The organism is Ruminococcus sp. CAG:57 (assembly GCF_000435935.1).
GTDB lineage: Bacteria > Bacillota > Clostridia > Oscillospirales > Ruminococcaceae > Hominimerdicola > Hominimerdicola aceti.
Window position 1 is genome coordinate 1 of record NZ_FR890769.1, and the last position, 22,302, is coordinate 22,302.

17 protein-coding genes are annotated in these 22,302 nt (G+C 45.1%); 7 read left to right on the plus strand and 10 right to left on the minus strand.

Annotation, left to right across the window (positions count from 1 at the left end; translation table 11 throughout):
• Positions 1–95: 95 nt before the first annotated feature.
• Positions 96–287 carry a RepB family protein gene (locus QVO88_RS08745; RefSeq protein WP_022288107.1) on the minus strand — a complete coding sequence of 64 codons (192 nt, stop codon included), beginning with the start codon at positions 285–287 and terminating at the stop codon, positions 96–98.
• Positions 288–742: 455 nt separating this feature from the next.
• On the opposite strand from QVO88_RS08745, the gene QVO88_RS08750 reads away from it, so the two are divergent.
• Entirely contained in the window at positions 743–1,297 is a 555-nt protein-coding gene (locus QVO88_RS08750) for a hypothetical protein (protein WP_022288108.1), read from the plus strand.
• On the plus strand, positions 1,294–2,100 hold the full coding sequence (locus tag QVO88_RS08755; protein WP_022288109.1) for a recombinase family protein: 807 nt from the start codon (positions 1,294–1,296) through the stop codon (positions 2,098–2,100). The genes QVO88_RS08750 and QVO88_RS08755 overlap by 4 nt, the downstream gene beginning before the upstream one ends.
• A 258-nt stretch (positions 2,101–2,358) precedes the next feature.
• Here QVO88_RS08755 and QVO88_RS08760 read toward each other — a convergent pair whose 3' ends face one another.
• The gene (locus tag QVO88_RS08760) at positions 2,359–5,109 is read right to left on the minus strand and encodes a glycoside hydrolase family 3 C-terminal domain-containing protein (RefSeq protein ID WP_022288110.1); all 2,751 of its coding nucleotides are present in this window, start codon (positions 5,107–5,109) and stop codon (positions 2,359–2,361) included.
• Between the two features lie 235 nt (positions 5,110–5,344).
• Here QVO88_RS08760 and QVO88_RS08765 point away from each other — a divergent pair, with 235 nt between their 5' ends.
• A complete protein-coding gene (locus QVO88_RS08765) occupies positions 5,345–11,113 on the plus strand; it encodes a DUF3320 domain-containing protein (RefSeq protein ID WP_022288111.1) in 5,769 nt (1,922 codons plus the stop codon).
• A gap of 61 nt (positions 11,114–11,174) precedes the next feature.
• Here QVO88_RS08765 and QVO88_RS08770 read toward each other — a convergent pair whose 3' ends face one another.
• From QVO88_RS08770 to QVO88_RS08785, 4 genes are all read right to left on the minus strand, one after another.
• The gene (locus QVO88_RS08770; protein ID WP_022288112.1) at positions 11,175–12,911 is read right to left on the minus strand and encodes an ABC transporter ATP-binding protein; all 1,737 of its coding nucleotides are present in this window, start codon (positions 12,909–12,911) and stop codon (positions 11,175–11,177) included.
• Between the two features lie 2 nt (positions 12,912–12,913).
• Positions 12,914–14,662: an ABC transporter ATP-binding protein gene (locus QVO88_RS08775; protein ID WP_288177954.1), complete on the minus strand. Its 1,749-nt coding sequence runs from the start codon at positions 14,660–14,662 to the stop codon at positions 12,914–12,916.
• 255 nt (positions 14,663–14,917) lie between these two features.
• A complete protein-coding gene (locus QVO88_RS08780; protein WP_022288114.1) occupies positions 14,918–15,250 on the minus strand; it encodes a hypothetical protein in 333 nt (110 codons plus the stop codon).
• Positions 15,244–15,537, minus strand: coding sequence for a TetR/AcrR family transcriptional regulator (locus tag QVO88_RS08785; protein WP_022288115.1), 294 nt, complete (start codon positions 15,535–15,537; stop codon positions 15,244–15,246). Before QVO88_RS08785 ends, QVO88_RS08780 begins: the two co-directional genes overlap by 7 nt.
• A gap of 161 nt (positions 15,538–15,698) precedes the next feature.
• Here QVO88_RS08785 and QVO88_RS08790 point away from each other — a divergent pair, with 161 nt between their 5' ends.
• The 4 genes from QVO88_RS08790 (at position 15,699) to QVO88_RS08805 (ending at position 19,426) form a co-directional block, all read left to right on the plus strand.
• Entirely contained in the window at positions 15,699–16,847 is a 1,149-nt protein-coding gene (locus tag QVO88_RS08790; protein ID WP_022288116.1) for an SLC13 family permease, read from the plus strand.
• Between the two features lie 82 nt (positions 16,848–16,929).
• Positions 16,930–17,529, plus strand: coding sequence for a hypothetical protein (locus QVO88_RS08795; protein ID WP_022288117.1), 600 nt, complete (start codon positions 16,930–16,932; stop codon positions 17,527–17,529).
• 58 nt (positions 17,530–17,587) lie between these two features.
• Complete coding sequence (locus tag QVO88_RS08800; protein WP_022288118.1) at positions 17,588–17,692, plus strand: DUF3789 domain-containing protein; 105 nt, start codon at positions 17,588–17,590, stop codon at positions 17,690–17,692.
• A 240-nt stretch (positions 17,693–17,932) separates the two neighbouring features.
• The gene (locus QVO88_RS08805; RefSeq protein WP_195551058.1) at positions 17,933–19,426 is read left to right on the plus strand and encodes a sodium:solute symporter; all 1,494 of its coding nucleotides are present in this window, start codon (positions 17,933–17,935) and stop codon (positions 19,424–19,426) included.
• 610 nt (positions 19,427–20,036) lie between these two features.
• Here QVO88_RS08805 and QVO88_RS08810 read toward each other — a convergent pair.
• From QVO88_RS08810 to QVO88_RS08825, 4 genes are all read right to left on the minus strand, one after another.
• Entirely contained in the window at positions 20,037–20,441 is a 405-nt protein-coding gene (locus QVO88_RS08810) for a bis(5'-nucleosyl)-tetraphosphatase (RefSeq protein WP_022288120.1), read from the minus strand.
• A 175-nt stretch (positions 20,442–20,616) separates the two neighbouring features.
• Complete coding sequence (locus QVO88_RS08815) at positions 20,617–20,850, minus strand: acyl carrier protein (protein WP_022288121.1); 234 nt, start codon at positions 20,848–20,850, stop codon at positions 20,617–20,619.
• A gap of 110 nt (positions 20,851–20,960) precedes the next feature.
• Positions 20,961–21,776: an acetyl-CoA carboxylase carboxyltransferase subunit alpha gene (locus tag QVO88_RS08820; protein WP_022288122.1), complete on the minus strand. Its 816-nt coding sequence runs from the start codon at positions 21,774–21,776 to the stop codon at positions 20,961–20,963.
• Positions 21,769–22,302, minus strand: a 534-nt coding sequence (locus QVO88_RS08825; RefSeq protein WP_288177939.1) for an acetyl-CoA carboxylase carboxyltransferase subunit beta, incomplete at its 5' end; no start/stop codon positions are given. The genes QVO88_RS08825 and QVO88_RS08820, both read right to left, overlap by 8 nt.

Genomic DNA, 22,302 nt, shown 5'->3' on the forward strand with positions numbered 1-22,302 from the left:
CAGCGAGAACGGCATTGCAGGCGTGAACTTCATCAAACGGCTTGGCGATGAGATTACAAAGAAGATAAAGTAGACAGTAAGACAGCCGACAGGGGTTATTCCTTGTCGGCTGTTTTCATATCATCTTTTATTAATTTATTGATGTATCCGTTCAAGCTCATGCCCTGGCTTTCTGCATAATTTTTTATTTCTTCACGTTCACCCTTTTTAACCAGCACTTTTATTTGGTCATATGTTTTGGCACTATATTTTTGTACCGCTTTGTTGCTTGCTTTTGTATATGCCATAAATTCACCACCTTTTAAGATATTATACCACTTTTATATATTTGTAACAATATACATTTTATACAAATATATTGGTACAACTTTGTTGAGTTTGTCTATTGATATATTGGTACAGATATAATATAATAATATCAGAAAAGAACGAAAGGGGGCGGTTAAATTGGACAAGAAAATAAAAAAGCTTGTTAAGCTGGTCCAACAACTTAACAAGCTAATGATCGAGATAATCGGCTTGATTGGCTACATCTTGATCATAAAAGATTTACTTAAATAAGTAAATTCGGCAGAAAGGAGAGTTGACCGCTCTCCCAACTGCTTGAATTATACCACAAAAACGAAAGGGTGTCAATATGAAAAATGATATTTTCAAACTTTGCAAAGAGCTGCTCAAGCTTGGCGGATTGATACTTGCAGTAGCGTACCTGGTGTTAAGATAATTCAAGGAGGTAAATAACATGAAAGTTACAGTTGAAAACGAGAAAATCAAGGTCAACAGTCCGTACAACAAAAGCTTTGTCGCAGGGGCAAAGCAGATACAGGGCAAGTGGAATGCCCCTTGCTGGGTCTTCCCAGAGGAGAACAAGGAAGCCGTCAAGGCGTTGCTTATTGAATGCTACGGAGAGTGTGGAGAGCTTGGTGCGGTCAGCACTGTCACAGTAGATCTTGACCTCGACACTTATACAGAGGGCTACGAGGACGGAGAAATCAGAGTTGGCTCAATCGTTGTTCTGAAAAGACTCTATCGTGATAGAGAAGTTATTTTCTCTGACAATGCAATGCTTATAAACGGTGGCTTTGCCACTTCGGGCGGCTCTGCCAAAAATCCCAGGATATCAGCTGATGAGGGTACAATCGTTCGTGTTAAGGGTGTGCCTGAAACAATTTACAGTAAGATAAAGGACCATGAGGGCGTTAAGCTCGTATCTGATATAGACGTGGAAAGCTTAAAAGCAGAGCGTGAAAAGCTTCTCAAAAGAATTGCCGAAATAGACGGCTTGCTTGCGCTATGAAAGCGGCGGTCTATATAAGGGTGTCAACGCTGGACCAAGCACGAGAGGGGTATTCCCTCTCTGCTCAGCGAAAGACACTAACAGAATGGTGTGCCACAAGAGGTTATGAGGTATACAATGTGTATGCCGACGAGGGCATAAGCGCAAAAGATATTACACACCGCCCAGCGTGTCAAGCTATGCTTGAAGCGGCGTATAACAGTGAATTTGATATCATACTGATATGGGCGTTGAGTCGTTTCACAAGGTCCGTTGCAGATTTGTACGATACATGGGCTAAACTGCAAAAGCGTAACGTCAGCATAATAAGTTGCACAGAGGGTTTCGACACATCTACACCGACAGGGCGTGCTATGATGGGCGTACTTGGTGTTTTCGCCCAAATGGAGAGAGAATTGACGGCTGAAAGAGTTTCGTTTGCTTTAGCTGAAAGAGCTTCACAGGGGAAGCGGACTTGCTCTGACGTTTTAGGCTATAACCTAGACGGAAAGGATAGTCTTACTATCAATGAAACAGAGGCAGAAGTTGTTCGGTTAATTTTCCAAAAGTTCATTGAGTATCAGTCCTATCTACCTGTAGCTGAGATAGTCAACGCAATGGGACATCATGGGCGACGAGGAAGTTCATTTAACGCTGAGTCGATAAAGAAAATAGTAACACGCCCTGTTTACATCGGCTATTATAGCTTTAAGGGGCATTTATATCAGGGTGATTATGAGCCGTTGATATCGGAAAAAGATTGGAGGCATGCGCAACGTATTGTTCAGAAGATACGTTGCGGTCGGAGAAAGTATATCAGATAGTAGTTCAGCCGTCTCGGAACAATCTGAGGCGGCTGTTTTTTTCTATCTTTGAAAAAAATATAAAAATTTGAAAAGTATCGTGGGAAAAATATGTTGCGGTCTCCCGCAACCAGTTTCAGGACTATCGTTTGATAGTCCTTTTTTCATGCCCAGATCACCCACAAATACCACAAAAAGATCGGCCAGTAATCCCATTTTGGATCTACTGACCGATCTTGCTGTTTATTCACTTGCACAAAACATAACGCCAGCCTTAAATCAACGTTCCTTGTCCGTCAGCTCAAACCTGATACTGTGCAGGTCAAGCCCATTCTGCGCAAAGTATATCCTGAAAGTTGTGAAGCGTGAGAACATAGGCGTTTCCTTTTCCATTGAAACAGCCTTGCCGCCAGTGCCGTTGAACGTGAACGTACCCACCGCAGTTCCCATGCTGAACAGCGTCATAGGTATCTGCGCAAGCTCACTCTGCGTAGAACTTGCCGTAACTATCACCCTGTAAATACCGAAGTTTGACAGGTCAAGAGCAAAGCTATAAGAAGTGCCTTTCTTTGTGTCAACATCACTAAGGTCAAGAGTTATGTCACGGTCTACCTTATAAAACTGTACAGGCTTGTCGTCCTCCTGCTCCTCGTCCTCTCGGTTTATCACCTTGACAGTATCTCCTATACCCTCCGCACGCTTAAGAGCATTAGTGTGAAGAAGAAATCCGCATATGTTCGCCGCATTTCTCTGAAGCTCACACCTCTCTATACCGCCATTTTCAAGGGCAACAAGCGTGTTGTCGTCATTCTTTTCTCCGTCAGGACAAACCATGTAAACATCGTTCTGCGCCCTAGCCATAGCTGCAAGATCCGTCTTGTCAGGCTCTTTTCCACGAACGTTTATGTTCGCCCACCAGTCCGTCATGGTGAAGCCCTTGAAGCCCCATTCCTCACGAAGTATCACTGTGTTAAGGTCAAAGTTTCCTGCCGTCCACAAGCCGTTTACTATGCCATATGTGGTCATAACAGAGGAAGCTCCTCCCTCTTTTACCGCTATCTCAAAACCCTTTAGATATATCTCCCTGAGTGCTCTTTCCGATACCACCGAGTCGATAAAATGCCTGTTTGTCTCACGATTGTTCGCACAGAAGTGCTTTATCGTACCTGTCACCCCTGCACCAGCCATGCCCTTTAACTCAGCCGCCGCCATTTTGCCCGTAAGAAAAGGATCTTCCGAGAAATACTCAAAGTTTCTGCCGTTCAAAGGGTGTCTGTGAATGTTCATTCCAGGGCCAAGCAGACAATCCACCTTGTTAGCCGCCATTTCAAGCCCCATAAAAGTGAAAAGCTCACTTGTAAGCTCCTTGTTGAACGAAGAAGCTATCATAGTACCGTTCGGCAGGCTGAAAGCCTTTGTGCCGCAGTCAAGTCTCATGCCCGACGGACCGTCCGAACAGCAGCCAGCAGGTATGCCAAAGCCATTGAGATTTTCCGACACTCCCCCGAACGCCGATGCCGTACCAGCCGTGACCCTAGGGCTTCCCATGCCCTCGCCCCTTATAATGCAGGAAAGGTCATAGTCTGAAAACTGTGCAATAAATTCGTCCATTGTGTTCTTGCCGTTCTTAACGTCCCAAAGCTTTATGCCCTTGTCACCAGTGTATGCTATCTCTTTCGGAAGCTTCTCCAAACGCCTTGCACTTTCGTCTACCTCAGATACAGGCACAGCCTCTCTGCCAATGCTGAAAGCTCCGCCCTCGCAAACAGGCTTTATCCTCTCAAAACTCTCCACAGGAGCAAGCGACTGAGTGAGCCTTTCTGTTACCAGATCCTCACCCTGCTCAAAACTGCAAGCATATTCAGCACTTCTCACGTCACTGCCCACATAGAATTTATATTCCCCTGCTTCAAGCACATAGCATGACTTGTTGCCCGTCACACCCGAATCGTCATAAGAAGCAAGCTTTGCGATATCCACTGCTATCTCAACCACCTGCTCTTCCTGCGGTACAAGCTCCCTGGTCTTTTCAAAGCCGCAAAGCACTCTAGCCGCCTTGCCGAGCCTTCCCTGCGGAGCTTCGCAGTAGACCTCTATTACCTCTTTGCCCTTGTAAGAACCGATATTTTTCACCGATACAGAAAGCTTCACAGCCCCCTCTGTTATCTCAGCCTTTTCCGTCTTTATCTCAAACGCAGTGTATGAAAGACCAAATCCGAACGGATAAAGCACCTTTTCTTTAGCAAAAGTCTCAAAATAGCGATATCCCACATAAATATCCTCAGCGTAAATATCCCTGTTTTCCTCCCTGCCGAAATTAGCGTCCGAAGGGTAGTCCGACACCTTGTATGCGATAGTGTCAGGAAGCTTTCCGCTTGGGCTGACCTTTCCTGTCAAAACGTCTGCCGTACCCTTTCCGCCTGTCATTCCCCCCTGCCAAACATAAAGCACAGCGTCAGGGGCAATTCTGTTTATGTCGGTCATATCAATGATATTTCCCACGTTAAGAAGCAAAACAACTTTTTTGTAATTCTCCCTCACCACCGTGAGCATAGCTATCTCGTCATCGCTTAGCAAATAAGAGCCTGCCTCCAGCCTGTTGTCCTGCTCCTCGCCTGCCGTCCTGCCTATTATCACAATGGCAGTTTCACAGCTTTTTGCAGTTTCTTTGACAAGCCCCTCGTCAAGTGGCATCTCTTTCTGCGACCAAGGCTCTCCGCCCCAGCCCTCGCCTAAGTCGAATGGGTTTTCCTTGTCCCATTTTCTGTATGTGTCAAGAAGTTTCTCATTGACCTTTACGCCATTATCAATAAGCCCGTCCAGAATGTTCACTACCTTAGTAACGTTCACCATTCCTCCCGAGCCTGTTCCACTTTTATAATAATGAAACTGTATGCGTCCGAAAACAGCCACCTCTTTGTCTGTATCAAGTGGCAGAGCATTATTTTCATTTTTGAGCATAACGATTCCCTCAGAAACCATTTTCGCCGCAGTATCAAGATATTTGTTCCAATCAAGTATTCTTTCCATAGCTTTCACCTTTCCAAATTTTCTATTGAATTTCAAAGTGTATTATAGCACAACCCTCCCACCTATTCAATAAAGATACTATGAACAATGGGTTTACTTTTTATATAACATATCCTGTCCTAAGGAAAAATATTGCACAATGTGTTTATTTGTGCTATAATGAGTATATATGACTGCACCGCACGCTTCTTGTTCGGTGTTCCTTATTAAAAAAATTATTGTCGGAGGGGTAAAAGTGGATAATATCGTCACTGTCGGCGGACACATAAACGCATCTATAAACTTTGCCATGCAGCAAAACTATGTCCCTGTCATAAGAAGCCTTGTAGTAAATAACAACTCAGAGGAAGTCCTTGAGAATATCAGCCTTAAAATAACCTTTGAGCCTGAGTTTGCAAAGGAATTTACATATTATATCGGCTCTATCCCCGCAAAAAGTTCTGCCGAGATATCCCCTGTGAGAATATCTACCAACACAGATCTTCTTTTCTCTCTTACAGAAAAAATGGTGGGCAATATCACCATTGAGGTGCTTCAAAAGGGTGAAAATATCTTCACCTATCAGAACACTATAGAGCTTCTCGCCTGCGATCAGTGGAGCGGTTTGAACATAATGCCTGAGATGATAGCCGCATTTGTTACGCCAAATCACCCTGCGCTCTCCCCAGTCATTCATGACGCTTCCACGTTCCTGAAAAAGTGGAAAGGCGACCCCTCTTTCACAGGCTATCAGACCAACAACCCAAACAACGTGAAGCTTCAAATGGCAGCAATTTTTGCCGCCCTTGTTCAGCAGAAAATAGTCTACAACGATCCCCCTGCAAGCTATGAAGTCATAGGTCAGAGGATACGCCTGCCGCATAAGGTCTTGGAGCAAAAAATGGGCACTTGTCTTGACCTTGCAGTGCTTTATGCCGCCTGCCTTGAAGCGGTGGGACTTCACCCTCTGCTGTTTTTCATGACAGGTCACGCATTCTGCGGCTGTTGGCTTGAAAACGAAACTTTCGCAGATTGTTGCGTTGACGATGTTTCCGCCATTGAAAAGCGCATTGCAGAAAATGCCGAAGAAATGCTCCTTGTGGAGTGTACAGACTTTGTTGACAGCAACGTTCACGATGTCGAGCGTTTCGACCATGCCATGAAACACGGCAAAGACCATATAAGCAACATGGAATTTCAATGCGTCATAGACATTATCCGCACCCGTGGAAGTGGCATAAGACCTATCCCACTGCGTCCCGAGCAAACCTATTCAGGTCTGCAGCTTGCAGAAGAATCCGACAAGCCAAAAGAGATGCTCGCCCCCTCCGAGCTTAACAGCTCGCTTCTTGGCAAAGTGGCAGAGGGCAACGATAAACCCGTCACAAAAATGCGCATATGGGAAAGAAAGCTTCTTGATTTCAGCCTGCGAAATTCTCTTTTGAACTTCCGTGTCACAAAGAACACCATGCAGCTTATGACCGCCGACCTTGGAAAGCTTGAGGACGAGCTTGCAAGCGGAAGTGACTTCCGTATCATGGAAATACCTACCGAGTGGACAGTTTCCACTCGTGACGCAAAAATATTCGCTATCGAGAACGAAAAGGACCTTGTGACAAATATCGCCGAGAACGAGTTCAAAAACAACCGCATAAGAACGTTCCTTAATGAAGCCGACCTTGACTCCGCCCTTAAAAGCCTCTACCGCTCCGCAAAAGTAAGCATGGAGGAAAACGGCAGCAACACCCTTTTCCTCGCTCTGGGACTTCTCCGCTGGTATGAAAGCGACCTTTCCGAAAAGCCACGCTATGCCCCTTTGGTGCTTATCCCTATAGACATCGTCCGCAACACACGCAATAAGGGCTATATAATAAGGAGCAGACAGGAAGAAACTCAAATAAACGTCACGCTTCTTGAATATCTCCGCCAAGACCACGGCATAAGTATCACAGGTCTTGACCCTCTCCCACTTGACGAACACGGCATAGACCTGCCACTTGTTTTCAATACTATCCGTCAGGCGGTTATGGGCAAAAAGCGTTGGAACATCGAGGAATATGCCTTTATCGGTCTGTTCTCGTTCAGCCAGTTCGTAATGTGGAACGACCTTCGCAACCGCTCAGAGGAGATAAGCCAAAACAAGGTGGTGTCCAGCCTTATGGCTGGCTCTCTCACCTATGCCCCCGAGGATATAAGCATAACCCCTGAGAATATTGATTCCGACCTTGACCTTGAAAACATGGCAGTGCCAATGAGTGCAGACTCCTCACAGCTTGCCGCCATTGCCGCAGCAGGAAGCGGACAAAGCTTTGTTCTTCATGGTCCTCCGGGAACAGGAAAATCTCAGACTATCACAAATATGATAGCAAACGCCCTCTATAATGATAAAAGCGTGCTGTTCGTCGCAGAAAAAATGGCAGCCCTCAACGTGGTGCAGAAACGTCTTGCAAACCTAGGGCTTGACCCGTTCTGCCTTGAACTCCACTCAAATAAAACAAACAAGACCACTGTCCTTGCAGAGCTTGACAAAGCCCTTGAAGTGGGCAAAATAAAATCTCCCGAGGAGTATTCAGCCGAAGCCGCAAGGCTCAAAGCTCAGAAAGCCCAGCTCAACGATACCATAACCGCACTTCACGAAAAGCGTAACTGTGGTGTGACCCTTTATGAAGCTATATCAGCCTATGAGCGCAGTATATCCGAAAAAGACAAAATATCAGTTTCAAAAGATATCTTCGCAAACCTGGCAAAAGAAACTCTCGACCGCTTCAGCAACCTTGTGCATAGATATTCAATAGCCATAGCCGAAACAGGCGACTTTGCCAACTTCCCACTTAAAGATATCGGCATTACATCATATTCTATGGAACAGCGTGACAAGTTCCACACCGAAGCCGCCGACCTTGCCCAAAAAGCCACCGCTTCCTCTCAGTGCGCACAAACTCTCGCACAGGCTTATAGCTACAGCGGCGACCTTGACAAGACAGCAGTAAAAATGCTTTCCCACATATACAAAGCTTCCACTGCTGACGGTGAACTTCTTGACGGACTTCTCTGCGCACCTCACTATGATATCACCCTGCAAAAGATCAAAGATACTCTTGCCATAGGAAAAGAGTATACCGCTCTCTGCACCGATATCCTCAGCCATTTTGAAAAAAGCATTTTTGACCTTCCTGCGTCAGAATCGAAAATGCTCTATAAGCAGGCAGAGCAAAGCTGGTTTTTGCCAAAAGCCATAAAGCTTGGAAAGCTCACAAAGGGAATAAAGCTCCACGCCAAAGACCCTGCTTCCGTTACAAAAGCAAACCTTGGTGAAATTCTCGATAAGCTTTGCACCATAAGCGAAAAGAAAGACTTCCTGCGAAGCCTGCCGTCAGATGTAACAGCGCTTCTCACAGGTATTTACATGAACGAGCAGACCGATTGGAATGTCCTTGAAAAAGCCGTTTCAAAAACCGACAGCATTATGAATGCCATTAAGCAGAAAGCGGGTGCTGACCTTGCACAAATGGCTCAGACTATCGGAAAAGCAAACTGCACTTCTGAAGGACAGGCTCTCTCCTCGTTCCTTGAAAAGCTTTCAGCCTTTGAGGACAACTTCTCAGCCAACATGACCGCCATAGAAGCAAGTGCAGATTGGCTTGGCTTATCTGCAGAAAAGCTTAATACCTATGCCGAAAACGCCGATAAGCTTAGATACGCCGCCCAGTTCAACAGCGTTGACAAAGAGCTTTCAGACAACGGACTTTCAGGTGTCAGCGAAAGCTACCGCACAGGCAATGTTGACAGCGAAAACGTAGAAAAAGCATTCTCCTGCACGCTAAACTATCAGCTTGCACTTATGATAATAAACAGCGATAAACGTCTTAGCCAGTTCAGCAGTAACAGTGCAAACGACCTTATCACACAGTTCAAAGACACTCTCGATAAATTCTCACGCCTGACTATACAGGAGCTTTTGGCTCGTCTTTCCGCAAAAATACCTGCCCAAGGCTCAGCCTGCGCTTCCACCTCTGAAATGGGCATACTCAAACGTGCCATAAAGAGCAACGGCAGAATGATGTCACTTAGAAGCCTTTTCGATAAAATACCAAATCTTCTCCGCAAGCTCTGCCCTTGTATGCTCATGAGCCCCATATCAGTTGCACAGTATATAGACCCGTCATTCCCGAAATTCGACCTTGTTATCTTTGACGAAGCTTCACAGCTGCCAACAGCCGAAGCCGCAGGCACTATCGCAAGGGGCGAGAACGTTGTTATTGTGGGCGACCCTAAACAGCTCCCACCAACAAACTTCTTCTCCTCAAATCGGATAGACGAAGAAAACAGCGAAAAAGAAGACCTTGAAAGCCTCCTTGACGATTGCCTTGCTATCTCCATGCCGCAGCAGTATCTCAAATGGCATTATCGTTCACGCCACGAGAGCCTTATTGCCTACAGCAACATGAAATACTATGACAATAAGCTTCTCACATTCCCGTCCCATAACGACCTCATTTCAAAGGTGAGCATTATCCACCCCGAGGGTCACTATGACAAGGGCAGAACAAAGCAGAACAAGGCGGAAGCAAGAGCCGTTGTTGACGAGATAATAAGACGAATGAGCGATGAAAAGCTCCGCAATGACAGCATAGGTGTTGTAACATTCAGCTCCGTTCAGCAAAATCTCATTGACGATATGCTCTGTGAAGAGTGGGCAAACCACCCTGAGCTTGAAGAACTTGACAGAAAGTCACCAGAGCCGGTCTTCATTAAAAACCTTGAAAACGTTCAGGGCGACGAACGTGACGTTATACTCTTCTCCGTCGGCTATGGTCCTGACGAAAAGGGACAGGTTTCAATGAACTTCGGCCCTCTCAACCGTGACGGCGGCTGGCGAAGACTTAATGTAGCAATATCCCGTGCAAGAAAAGCCATGATAGTCTACTCTGTCCTCCGTCCTGAGCAGATAGACCTTTCAAGAACACGTTCCGAGGGCGTTGCAGGACTTAAAGGCTTCCTGGAGTTTGCCGAGCGTGGAAAGCTTGCCGTAACAGCCCACAGCACCACAAAAAGCACAAGCGACAGCACGGTAACAGAGTGTATCGCAAAAGCCATAAAAGAGCTTGGCTATGGGGTGAAATGCAACATCGGAAGCTCCGAGTTCAAAGTTGATATCGGCATAATCGACCCTGACAACGAAAAGGAGTATCTCTTGGGAATACTCCTTGACGGCGAAAACACTCTCCACAGCTCAACCGCACAGGATAGATTTATCCTACAGCCAAGCGTGCTTAACGGTCTTGGCTGGAATATCCTGAGAGTGTGGACGCTCGATTGGTTTGACGATAAGGACCGAGTTCTGGGAAACATAAAAGCCGCCATAGACAGCGCACCAAAGCATGAAGCCGAAACCGCTCCCCCCTCAAAGCCTGCCGTCTATTCCACATCGCAGTTTGAAAGAGAAGAAGCTTCCGCCCTCACATCAGCCTTTGCACAGCCCTATGTGACCGCAGATATTGGCATAATGGGTACATCTGATGACTTTTATAAACCCGAAAACAAGCAGAAAATAAGGGAAACAGCCGAAAAGATAATCGCTGTCGAAGCACCAATAAGCGAGAAGCTTTTCATGAGAAAAGTTTTCACCGCATGGGGCATAACACGAAGCGGCTCAAGAGTGGAAAGCGTCTTTGCCGATGCCGCACAAGGCGTTTCACCATTTGCCACAGCCGATGAAAACAGAGTTTTCCTTTGGAAAGAGGGGCAATCCCCTGAAAGCTATTCTATCTATCGTACAAGCGACGATACCAACAAGCGAAGCATGGAGGATATCCCCTCCGAGGAGATAATAAACGCCGTGAAAGAAGTGCTTTGCCAGCAGATAAGCCTTTCAGAAACCGACCTCGTAAGAGAAACAGCCAAGAAATTCGGCTACACAAGAGCTGTGGGCATAACGGAGAGCGTAATAAGCTACACCCTGAAAAAAGCTCTCACCGCAGGTCTTATCAAAAAATCAGAAAGCGGAAACATCTCCGCAAAATAATACGCAAACAAACCAAAACCACCGCCGAGAGTTTTCCTCCCAGCGGTGGTTTCTATTCATATCAGTATTTCCATTTCTCCGAGCAAATCTGCATCTCAACCATGTGCTTGTAGATACCGTTGGTCTTTTTAAGCGCCTCAGGCGAGCCTGTCTCAGCCACCTTGCCGTCTTTAAGCACAACTATCTTGTCCACACCGTCAACAGTTCTCATTCTGTGTGCTATTATAAGCACAGTCTTGTTCTGTATAAGCTTTGCAATAGACTCCTGTATAAGCGACTCGTTGTCAACGTCCAGAGAAGCCGTAGCCTCGTCCATAAGAATGATAGGAGCGTCCTTTAGAAATGCCCTCGCTATGGATATACGCTGTCTTTCACCACCCGAAAGCTCCGAGCCGTTCTCTCCTATCATGCTGTTCCACTTGTCAGGCATCTTCTCAACAAAGTCCTCGCAGTGTGCAAGCCTTGCCGCCGCCATAACCTCCTCGTCCGTTGCGTCCTTTCTGCCTATCCTGATATTCTCCATAACAGTGTTGTTAAACAGCGTTACATCTTGGAAAACGATAGAGTAAAGTGACAAAAGCTTCTCAGGGTCAACGTCTGCAACATTCATTCCGCCAACAGTTATCTTACCCTTGTCATTATCCCAAAATCTTGCCGCAAGCCTTGCAACAGTGGTCTTTCCTCCGCCAGACGGACCGATAAGCGCTGTTATCTCCCCCTGCTTTGCAGTGAAGCTTACATCGGAAAGCACCTGCTCTTCGCTCTTGTATGAGAAAGCAACATGGTCGAATGTGATATCATAACCCTTGTTGTCAAGCTTATCACTGCCCGACTGCTCCTCGTGCGAGAGTATCTCGTCCATACGCTTGCAGTTTGCGTCTAGGCTTATTATAGCAGCCAAATTCTGAAGCGCTATCTGAAGTGGCTCATACATTCTTGTTACCACCAGCAGGAACATAAAGAACGTCAGCACCGTTATCTCACCCTTTACAAGAAGCGAGCTTCCCACAACAGCCACAGTTCCAATACCGAGCTTTAATATCATCTGCGCTGAGCATACGAACACCGCATTTGCAAACTCTGCCACGATAGCGTGCTTTTCCACAGCCTTTATCTTCTTTTCAAGCCCCTCAGAGTATTTCTCTGTCATGTTGTATGAACGCAGGTCACGGAGAGTTTCAAGCCCCTCCTGAATGCCGTCAATGCAATCTATACGATATTTCATCGTCTTTTCGTGTATCCTTGACATAACCTTCTTTGAAGATATAACTATCATAAATGCTACCGGCATTACCCAAACTGAAGCAAGAGCCATTCTCCAGTCAAAGAAAAACAAGCTTATAACAATGATAGTAGTGGAGACGATACCGCCCACAAGCTCAGGTATCCAATGCGAAGAGCCTGTTTCTATCATTGCACAGTCCGTCATGATAGTGTTTGTAAGGTCGGCAAGGTCTTTCTTGCCAAAGTATGAAAGGGGTATCTTCCTGAGCTTTTCCGCAAGCGTCCTTCGTCTTACACCGCTTTCAACATATGTAGAGTAAAACGTGGACTTATACTGAAACAGCGTTGTAAGGGCAATAAGCAAAAGCACTCCCACTATCGCCCCCATAAAAAGCCAGAACTTATCTCTTGGAAGCTCTCCCTCAAGAAGATATGAGGAAAGCACATATAAAAGCCCCACAGGGAGCATAAGCACAAGGTTAGCAAGCGTAACAGCAATAAAAGCCCTTATCATGCCTTTTGCACCCTTGTCTGAAAGGGCATATTTGTGTTTTAATTTTTCCGTGAAGCTCATAATCAAACCCCTGCCTTTCTGACCTGCCAACTTACAGACCTGTTGTATTCGTTCCACATACGGCTGTAGATCCCGCCCTGCTCTATAAGCTCCTCATGCTTTCCGCTCTCTGCTATCCTGCCCTCAGAAAGAACGTAAATGCGGTCTGCATTTGTTACCGTTGAAAGCCTGTGTGCTATCATTATAACTGTCTTGTCTTTTGAAAGCCTCTCAAAAGCCTGCTGAACAGACCTCTCGTTGTCAGGGTCGGCAAAAGCCGTCGCCTCATCAAGTATAAGCACAGGCGCATTTTTCAAAAACGCCCTTGCAATAGAAAGCCTCTGACACTCGCCCCCCGAAACGTATATGCCCTTTGAGCCGATCATAGTATCAACACCCTCAGGGAACTTCTCGATTATATCCATGCACTGTGCGTCACGAAGCGCCTGCATAACTTCCTCGTCCGTGGCGTCAGGTCTGCCCATTCGCACGTTGTCGAGAATACTCATTTTAAGAAGCTTGCTGTCCTGGAAAACATATGAAACATACTTCATAAGCTCCTCTGACGGAATGTTTCTCACGTCTGCCCCTCCTATCTTTATAGAGCCGCTCTTTACGTCCCAGAAACGTGCGATAAGCGAACAAAGGGTGGTCTTTCCTCCTCCTGAAGGACCTACTACCGCAATATGCTCTCCTGCCTTTATGTTCATCGTTATTCCGTCAACAGCGTTGCTCTCTGCATTGTCATAAGCAAACACCGCATTGTCAAGCTGGATAGATGAGTCCTTTGGAGTTTCACCGCTCTTTGTCTCAGCAAGCGGCTCAGTTTCAAGAATAGAATACATTCTGTTCACAGCGTCGTCCACCAACATCTGTGACTCTCCTGCATATGCTATCTTCATAAGCGTTACAGTAAGAATAGAAGTTATTATCACATAAAAGAAAAGATTAAGAACAAACTCGTCCGTAACTCCATGGGAAGTGAGTTTGAAAGCCGCAATTATAAGCGCCGCAAAAATGCCGTTTGCCGCAGTAGTGAAGCATATCATCGGAAGCATCATGTTCTTTGTGTATCCAAGAGTCCACTTTTCATATTCGTCAATAGCAAGCTTGAAACGCTTGAAAGAAAATATCGTCTGACCAAAGGTTTTTACAACAGGTATTCCACGAACATACTCCACCGCCTCAGAGGACATTTTTTCAAGTGCATTCTGATACTGCTTCATATCCTCCGCCATTTTAGGACCCATCATAAGCGTGCCCATAAGCACAAATGCGATGAACGCAGGGATAAGGCTAATAAGTCCAAGCCGCCAGTCGAATATGAACATCATAACAAGCAGACCCACAGGGGTCGCCATTGAAACAGCCTTGTCAGGGAAATTGTGGGCAAGATAGGTTTCCGTTGACGCACTTGAATCCATAACTATCTTTCTTATCTTTCCTGTTCCCTCAGCTTCAACATAACCAAGTGGAAGCTTCATAATATGCTTCATCATGCTCACCCTCATGTTAGCCTGCACCCTGAATGCCGCCTTGTGAGAACACATGAGCGCAGCGATATAAAACACCATTCCAAGAAGTGCAAAGCCCACAGCCTCCCAGCCGTATCGGCTTATGTTCTCCGCCTTTGAAAAATCAGGTCTTACCCTGAGTATCTCTTTTATGATGCGCCAAACATCATAAAACGGTATCAGTGCTATCCATGCACTTATTACAGCAAGAACAGCAGAAGCGTAGGAATAATACTTATGTCCGCCTGCATAGTGCATAAGAACTGCAAAGGAACTTTTCTTTTTCTCTTTCTTTTTCACAACAATACCTCCTGTTTGTTTATAAAGTTAGGCTTACCTAACTTATTACTATTTAAAAAGCAACACCCTATAAGGGGTTGCTGAAAATGTTAAAAAAGTCAAATGATTTTGACATCTTTTCTGTAGGGGAGCGGCGCAATTTCTGCTTTGCAGAAATGCGAAGTCCCGCTCCCTGCTCAAAGTTCTACTAAAAACCCGAACAACACCAAGACCCTACAAGCCCAGATCCTCATAATTCTGCCCCAGAACTTTCCCCCAGCCTGCGAAGCAGAACTCTCTTATGCTTTTCATAAAGATCTGCGCCTCATCATAAGAAAGATCATGAGATACCACCTCGTAAATATAAGACCAGCCTGTTCGGCAGATAACGTGTATAAAGAAGCCGCTCACCATGTTTTCACGCCTTGAAAACTGCTTTACAAACCCCCTGTAATACTTTTCCTCTATCTCAGCAAGCTCGTCAAAATAATACTCATACTCCGTTCCTGCCGAGTGGCAGAAGATAAGCTTGAAAACGTCAAAGTTTTCATAAATATATTTCAGCACAAGCTCAGTTCCCTCATTGCCCTGACTTGTCGCCTCCGCAGGGTGCCGCTCTCCCTTGCAGCGGTTATGCTTTCAAGATACAACTCCATAAGTCCGTCTGCAGCCGGCTTTACCACCGCCGAAAAAAGTCCAGCCTTGTCCCCAAAGCGTGTATATATAGACCCCGTACTTACTCCGCTCTCAGAAGAGATCCTGCGAAGATTTGAATTTTGAAAGCCGTGTTCAAGAAATTCTTTTTTTGCACTCTCTATAAGAGTTTCTGTAACTCCTGCTGTTTCCGTTCTCATTTTGCACCTGCCTGAAAATAACCATGTTATAATAACATCGTTATTATAACATGGTTATTTAAACTTGTCAAGTTTTTTTCTTAAAACAGCTCAAAATCTTGTAATAATATCATTTTCATGATATAATTTTATCATATGAATAAACGACAGGAAATGATAAAATGAAAAACATAAACAAAGCGATCGCCTTCGCTAAAAAAGAAACCGTCCTGATAGTGGCAATGCTCTTAGCTGTTATATCTGCATTTTTCATCACACCTGACAAAGCATATGCAAGTTATATCGACTTCCGAACACTTGGACTTCTGTTCTCTCTTATGACAGTGACCGAGGGCTGCAAAGGTCTTGGCATTTTTGAACGCAGTGCAAAATTTATCATAAGCAAAGTCAATACCGCATTTCAGCTTTCCATAGTGCTTGTGGGGCTTTGCTTCTTTTCAAGTATGTTCATAACAAATGACGTTTCACTTCTGACCTTTGTTCCCCTCACTCTCACCGCCCTCTCAACTCTCGGTGAAGCAGGCAACAAGCTTCTCATACCCATTGTCGTTCTGCAGACCATTGCCGCAAATCTTGGCAGTATGCTCACGCCTATAGGCAATCCTCAGAATCTATACCTTTTTGGTGTATCAGATATGAAGCTGGAAGATTTTCTTGTACTTATGCTTCCCTTTACTATTGTGGCAGGAGCGATGCTTTTTCTGTGGACGCTTGCAGTGTGTAAAAAGTCAGGAAAGCTGTCTGTCAAGACAGATATAACTGCTGAAAACTTCGATACATATTCGACTAAAGACAAGACAAAGCTTTCAGGATACGTACTGCTTTTTGTCCTTTGCCTGCTTACAGTTGCAAGGCTTATCCCATGGCAGATAACAACCCTCTGCGCACTTGCTTTCTCTGCCATTGCTGACAGAAACGTGCTTAAAACAGTTGATTACTCACTGCTTCTTACATTCTGCGGATTTTTCATCTTTATCGGAAATATGGGCAGAGTAGATTTTTTCCGCAGTGTACTCAGCAGCATAATAAACGGTCACGAGCTTTTTATTGCCGTTGTCGCAAGTCAGATAATAAGCAGCGTTCCATGCGCTATACTCCTTTCAGGCTTCACCAACAAGCTGAACGCACTTATAATAGGAACGAACATAGGCGGTCTTGGCACTCTTATCGCCTCCATGGCAAGCCTTATATCCTACAAGCAGATATGCCGCAGCCACCCCCATATCAAAGGCAGATATTTCGCATATTTCACTGCCGCAAATATCGCTTTTCTCGCTGTGATGGCTCTTATCATAATGATCGCAGTATAATTCTTCATCTGTCCAAAAAATGTTACCACAAATTTGTTTTAGTATGGTATAATACTTTAAAAAGGTGAAAGGTGCAAGCATTATGCAGCAAAGTGATGACAACTACTGGGACAAGTATATCAATAGTTTCAACATGAATTACATTCCTAAAAAGGAAAAAGCCGTTTCGCAACGTGAAGACGATGAGCTTAAAGGCGCAAAGCTTGTTTCGGGAGATTATGTTTATGTTCAAAGGCGCAAGCTTATAGGCTTCTGTCACTGCGACCTGCACAAAGGCTATGTTACAAAAAGCATTTACAGAAACCACAAATGCGGTGAAAAGCAGTGCGTTTTCTTTCAGAAATTTGAGGACTGCCCCTTTTGGGCGGCTGAAAAAGGTTATAAACGCTACAAAAATCTTTCTTCCGCACAAAAAGCCAAAATAAAATCCGAGGAAGAAAAGTTCGTGCGCATGGCGGAAGAGCTTCAAAAATTGGCTGACAAGTTCGGCTATCCAATGAAGATAACAAGCGTTCGTCAGGGGGAACACAAAAAGCACATCATTGTTTTCTATCTTTCCGACCGACCATACAATGATTTTTACCGCTTTCTTGACCTATCCCGAACCTTCGGTTTTTACCGCTCGGCTTATGTTGAGCTTCGCCATGTCAAGGATATAAACGGAAACTACGCCCTCATGTGACCATACCGCTGAATAACGCTGTCAAGAAATGCCCACACTATCCGCAGGAGGTGTTTTTATGCTTGAATTTTTTGCAGGAACGCTGGTAGGCGGTTTTGTGGGTGTTGTGACAATGTGCCTTTGTATCACCGCAGGCGAAAGCGACCGTCACGATGAACGATGATGTTTTACACAGGTAAACTTCGTGATTTTCACCAAAAAAGCTGCCGCAAAATTTCCCTTTGCGGTGGCTTTTTTATGCCGTTTCGTATTGACAAATACTCCGCTTTGTACTATAATAGTATCATTGTACTTTAGCAAGTAAAAACGCAAAAGCATAAAAGCTTTAAAGCGACACATGAAGTAAAAGGAGTGTATTGGATTGACAGCAAGGTGGATAGTATTGGTATTATACCTTGCACTTATGATAGGCATAGGTGTTTATTACCGCAGAAAATCGGCAAGCGTCAATGATTTTGTACTGGGAGGAAGAGGTCTTGGAGCATGGTTTACAGCCTTCGCATATGGAACTTCGTACTTCTCGGCAGTAATTTTTGTAGGCTACGCAGGAAAATTCGGTTGGAATTACGGTGTGGCTTCCACATGGGTAGGAATTGGAAACGCTGTCATAGGCTCATGGCTTGCATGGAAAGTTTTGGGCAGACGTACAAGGATAATGTCAAAACACCTTGAGGCAAAGACCATGCCTGAGTATTTTGAAAAGAGATACAACAGCAAGCCTTTGAAGATAGTTTCGGCACTTATCGTGTTCGTATTCCTTATCCCTTATACGGCTTCGGTCTACAACGGCTTGTCAAGACTTTTTGAGAAGGGCTTTGGTATCCCTTACAAATATTGTATAATCGGCATGGCAGTTTTCACTGCGGTGTATGTTATCATGGGTGGCTACAAGGCTACAGCACTGAACGATTTTATTCAGGGAATAGTAATGCTTGTGGGCATTGCGGCGGTAGTTCTTGCAGTGCTTGGCGAAAACGGCGGCCTTGGAAATTCTTTTGACCTGCTTGGTGATATTTCTGACGCAAATGGCGACAAGGGTGCATATTCGTCACTATTCGGCCCTGACCCTATAAACCTTGCAGGCGTTGTTATTCTTACCTCTCTCGGCACATGGGGACTTCCACAAATGGTGCAGAAATTCTACGCAATAAAAGACGACAAGGCTATCAAAACAGGCACCATCGTATCCACATTCTTTGCAGTAGTGGTAGCAGGCGGCTGTTACTTCCTTGGTGGCTTCGGCAGACTTTTTGTCAAGAGCGCTGACGGACTTCCTGAGGGCGGTTTTGACGGAATAGTTCCGACTATGATGGAAAAGCTTCCTTCACTGCTCTTCGGACTTGTTATCGTTCTTGTGCTTTCGGCTTCAATGTCAACACTTTCATCACTGGTGCTTACATCAAGCTCCACTTTGACTATCGACCTTATCAAGCCTATAATGAAAGAAAAAATGGACGAGAAAAAACAGCTTATCACAATGAGAATTTTCATTGCCGTATTTCTTATCATCTCAGTTGTGCTTGCAATAATCACCCTTGAAAATCCACAGACAGTAATTTCAACTCTCATGTCTATCTCATGGGGCGCACTTGCAGGAGCATTTCTTGCACCGTTCATGTACGGACTTTTCTGGAAGGGCGTAACAAAGGCAGCTTGCATGGCAAGCTTTATCGCAGGAGTAGGCATAACAGTGATACACATGGCATACTACACCCTTGCAGGTCACACAGGAACACTTTGGGGCATAAACCTTGCCTCGCCTATCAACGCAGGCGCATTTGCAATGCTTTTCGGACTTGTTCTTGTACCTATCGTTAGCCTTATCACAAGGCAGAGCGACGCTGACAAGGCTCATGCTGAAAAGGTGTTCGAGTGCTATAATGACAGCGAGATATGATTTCACATCGCTTACATAATTGAAACGCAGACAGGGACGGACTTTGTTCGTTCCTGTTTTTTTGTGCGGATAATGCAAATGATATAGTGAGAGAAACGACAAAACAAGCGGGCGAACGGTGTTCGCCCCTACGATTTTGTTGCCGTGGGTTTTAGCCTTTTTTATTCAATTTTCAAGTTGCATTCGGAGTATGACACTGGGTATTATGCCCTAGGTTTTGTATACACAAAATATCACAATGCACGCCCACGTCCTGATACAAGTACTCTACAGCCTGTTCCAGAATCTCTCATCGTATTCACTAAGTCACAGGGCTTGTACGTGCCCGCAAGTATCTAAGACGCCTTCTACTTATCCCTGAAAAATGCTCTTTTTGTTGCATAAAAAATGCAACAATTAATGGATTATTGCCAAATTAAATCATAAATCATTTGTTTGCACAAATTGACCACATGAATTTTGTATAATATCCACTGTAGGGGCGAACAGTGTTCGCCCGTTTTCCTACCTGAACTAACTTTTGGGGGTCCACATTATTAATGTGTATACAGACAGCAAAAAGTTCCATAAAACACCGTTCAACTCCTGAACGCATTTTATGGAACTCTTTTCAGATTATAAATTTCTTCGCCTTGTTTACAATACTGCGGTCGTTTTCGTAAGACAGGACCTGTCCTGCCCTGCCAATCTCGACCCAGCGTATGTCTGCGATCTCCTCTTCCTGAGGAGTATAGTCGGTGTTCTTTGCTTTGCCGATAAAGTAGACAACGATCTTCTGCGTGTCCTTCCTTGGTGAATAAGACACTATCTCCCGAAACGTTGTATCGAGATTTACGTCTATCCCCGTTTCCTCCATGATCTCGCGCTTGGCAGTTTCTTCCTCTGTTTCATTGCCCTCAACGTGACCCTTTGGGAATGACCAGTGACCGCTGTTGATATGCTTTATCAGCAGTATCTCGGTGTTTCCGTGATACTTTCTGTAAACGATAGCACCGCAGGATTTTTCATGCAGCATCATTTTTCCTTTCCGGAGCTTAGCCCCAATATTTACTCATTGATTTAATTATATCACAACAGCCCTCATTTGTCTATACCCTTTAATAAATATACTCCCATTTTGTGCACATTCCACAAATCAGGTAAAATAAAAAAAGCCGTGCAAAAGCACAGCTTTTTGAAACAGTCAAAGATTATTCCTCGACCTTGTTCTCGATATACTTAACGATATCGCCAACAGTCTTGATGTTCTCGACCTCTTCATCAGGGATCTCTACATCAAAGCTCTCCTCGATGCTCATTACAAGGTCAACTACGTCCAGTGAGTCAGCGCCGAGATCATCTGTGATAGAAGCCTCCATAGTTACTGCGTCCTCTTCAACGTCGAGCTGCTCTACGATAATGTCCTTGATCTTATCAAATACCATTACTTTACCTCCATTCTGTACTTTACTGGGTCTGCCGCTCAGCGCAGCATTTATGTCAGCCGCCGCCGCTCATAAGTCGGCAAATCATTCGGCATGATCATCAAAAAAACTCATTCCTGCGAACTTTCCTCAAACTCGCCCACAGTCCTAAACTTATTATACCGCCCCTCAAGCAATTCGTCAAGACCTTTTTGCAATTTTCTTTTCAAAGCTCCCTCGATATAGTCAGAGATATTCTCCGCAGTGAGCTGTGGGTCGTTATGTGCGCCGCCGTCGGCTTCGGAAATTATATGGTCGCACACCCCAAGTCTTGTAAGATCCTCGGCGGTTATCTTCATTATATCGCAGGCTTCACGCTCTCTTGTGGAATCCTTCCACAGGATACTTGCAAAGCCTCTCGGTGATATTACCGAATAGATAGCGTTTTCAAGCATTGCAAGCTCATCGCACACTGCAAGAGCCAGCGCTCCTCCCGAACCGCCTTCTCCGAGTATTATGGAGATAACAGGTGTCTTGAGGGTCATGAACTCCATGATGTTTTTGGCTATCGCTTCGCCCTGACCACGCTTCTCGGCTTCTACGCCGCAGAATGCGCCTGCTGTATCCACAAGGCATATAACAGGTCTATGGAACTTCTCGGCCTGCCTTGCAAGCCTGAGAGCCTTTCTGTAGCCCTCTGGGTGTGGCATACCGAAATTGCACTTCTGATTTTCTGCAAGATCTCTGCCCTTTACCTCTGCGATAACTGTAACAGGTATGCCCTTAAAATAGGCTATGCCGCCCATGACAGCACCATCATCACCAAAAAGTCTGTCTCCGTGCATCTCAAAGAAATCGTCGAATATAAGAGGAATATAGTCCTTGGCAGTTGGTCTGCCCTTGTGTCTGATTATATCAAGTCTTTGACAAGCTGTCAGCTCACTCATTTGAGGACACCTCCTTTGCTGGCTTATGAAGTCTGAGTATATGAGCGAGAACTCTTCTCATTTTCTTTCGCTCAACTATCATATCAACAAAGCCGTTTTCAAGCATGAACTCGGCAGACTGGAAATCGTCAGGAAGCTTCTGCTTGATAGTACCCTCTATAACACGTCTGCCTGCAAATCCGATAAGCACCTTTGGCTCTGCGATTATGATATCGCCCAGTGACGCAAAGGAAGCTGTTACACCGCCCGTGGTAGGGTCGGTCATAACTGCGATATAAAGCAGACCTGCTTGGTTATGTCTGGCCACAGCACCGCTTGTTTTCGCCATTTGCATAAGGGAAACTATGCCCTCCTGCATTCTTGCTCCGCCTGAGGCTGTGAATGCGATAACAGGGAGCTTATTTGCGGTGGCATATTCGATAGCTCGTGTTATCTTTTCGCCCACAACGCTGCCCATGGAAGCCATCATATAGTTAGAATCCATAACGATTATAACTATCTTCTCGCCTCTTATGGCAGCCTTTCC

Bases quoted from the DNA above. Each gene is read 5' to 3' on its own strand.
- QVO88_RS08810 (WP_022288120.1), bottom strand. From the start codon at position 20,441: ATGCTGCATGAAAAATCCTGCGGTGCTATCGTTTACAGAAAGTATCAC.
- QVO88_RS08770 (WP_022288112.1), bottom strand. From the start codon at position 12,911: ATGAGCTTCACGGAAAAATTAAAACACAAATATGCCCTTTCAGACAAG.
- QVO88_RS08755 (WP_022288109.1), top strand. From the start codon at position 1,294: ATGAAAGCGGCGGTCTATATAAGGGTGTCAACGCTGGACCAAGCACGA.
- QVO88_RS08815 (WP_022288121.1), bottom strand. From the start codon at position 20,850: ATGGTATTTGATAAGATCAAGGACATTATCGTAGAGCAGCTCGACGTT.
- QVO88_RS08745 (WP_022288107.1), bottom strand. From the start codon at position 287: ATGGCATATACAAAAGCAAGCAACAAAGCGGTACAAAAATATAGTGCC.
- QVO88_RS08775 (WP_288177954.1), bottom strand. From the start codon at position 14,662: ATGCACTATGCAGGCGGACATAAGTATTATTCCTACGCTTCTGCTGTT.
- QVO88_RS08800 (WP_022288118.1), top strand. From the start codon at position 17,588: ATGCTTGAATTTTTTGCAGGAACGCTGGTAGGCGGTTTTGTGGGTGTT.
- QVO88_RS08790 (WP_022288116.1), top strand. From the start codon at position 15,699: ATGAAAAACATAAACAAAGCGATCGCCTTCGCTAAAAAAGAAACCGTC.
- QVO88_RS08760 (WP_022288110.1), bottom strand. From the start codon at position 5,109: ATGGAAAGAATACTTGATTGGAACAAATATCTTGATACTGCGGCGAAA.
- QVO88_RS08750 (WP_022288108.1), top strand. From the start codon at position 743: ATGAAAGTTACAGTTGAAAACGAGAAAATCAAGGTCAACAGTCCGTAC.
- QVO88_RS08805 (WP_195551058.1), top strand. From the start codon at position 17,933: ATGATAGGCATAGGTGTTTATTACCGCAGAAAATCGGCAAGCGTCAAT.
- QVO88_RS08785 (WP_022288115.1), bottom strand. From the start codon at position 15,537: ATGAGAACGGAAACAGCAGGAGTTACAGAAACTCTTATAGAGAGTGCA.
- QVO88_RS08795 (WP_022288117.1), top strand. From the start codon at position 16,930: ATGCAGCAAAGTGATGACAACTACTGGGACAAGTATATCAATAGTTTC.
- QVO88_RS08820 (WP_022288122.1), bottom strand. From the start codon at position 21,776: ATGAGTGAGCTGACAGCTTGTCAAAGACTTGATATAATCAGACACAAG.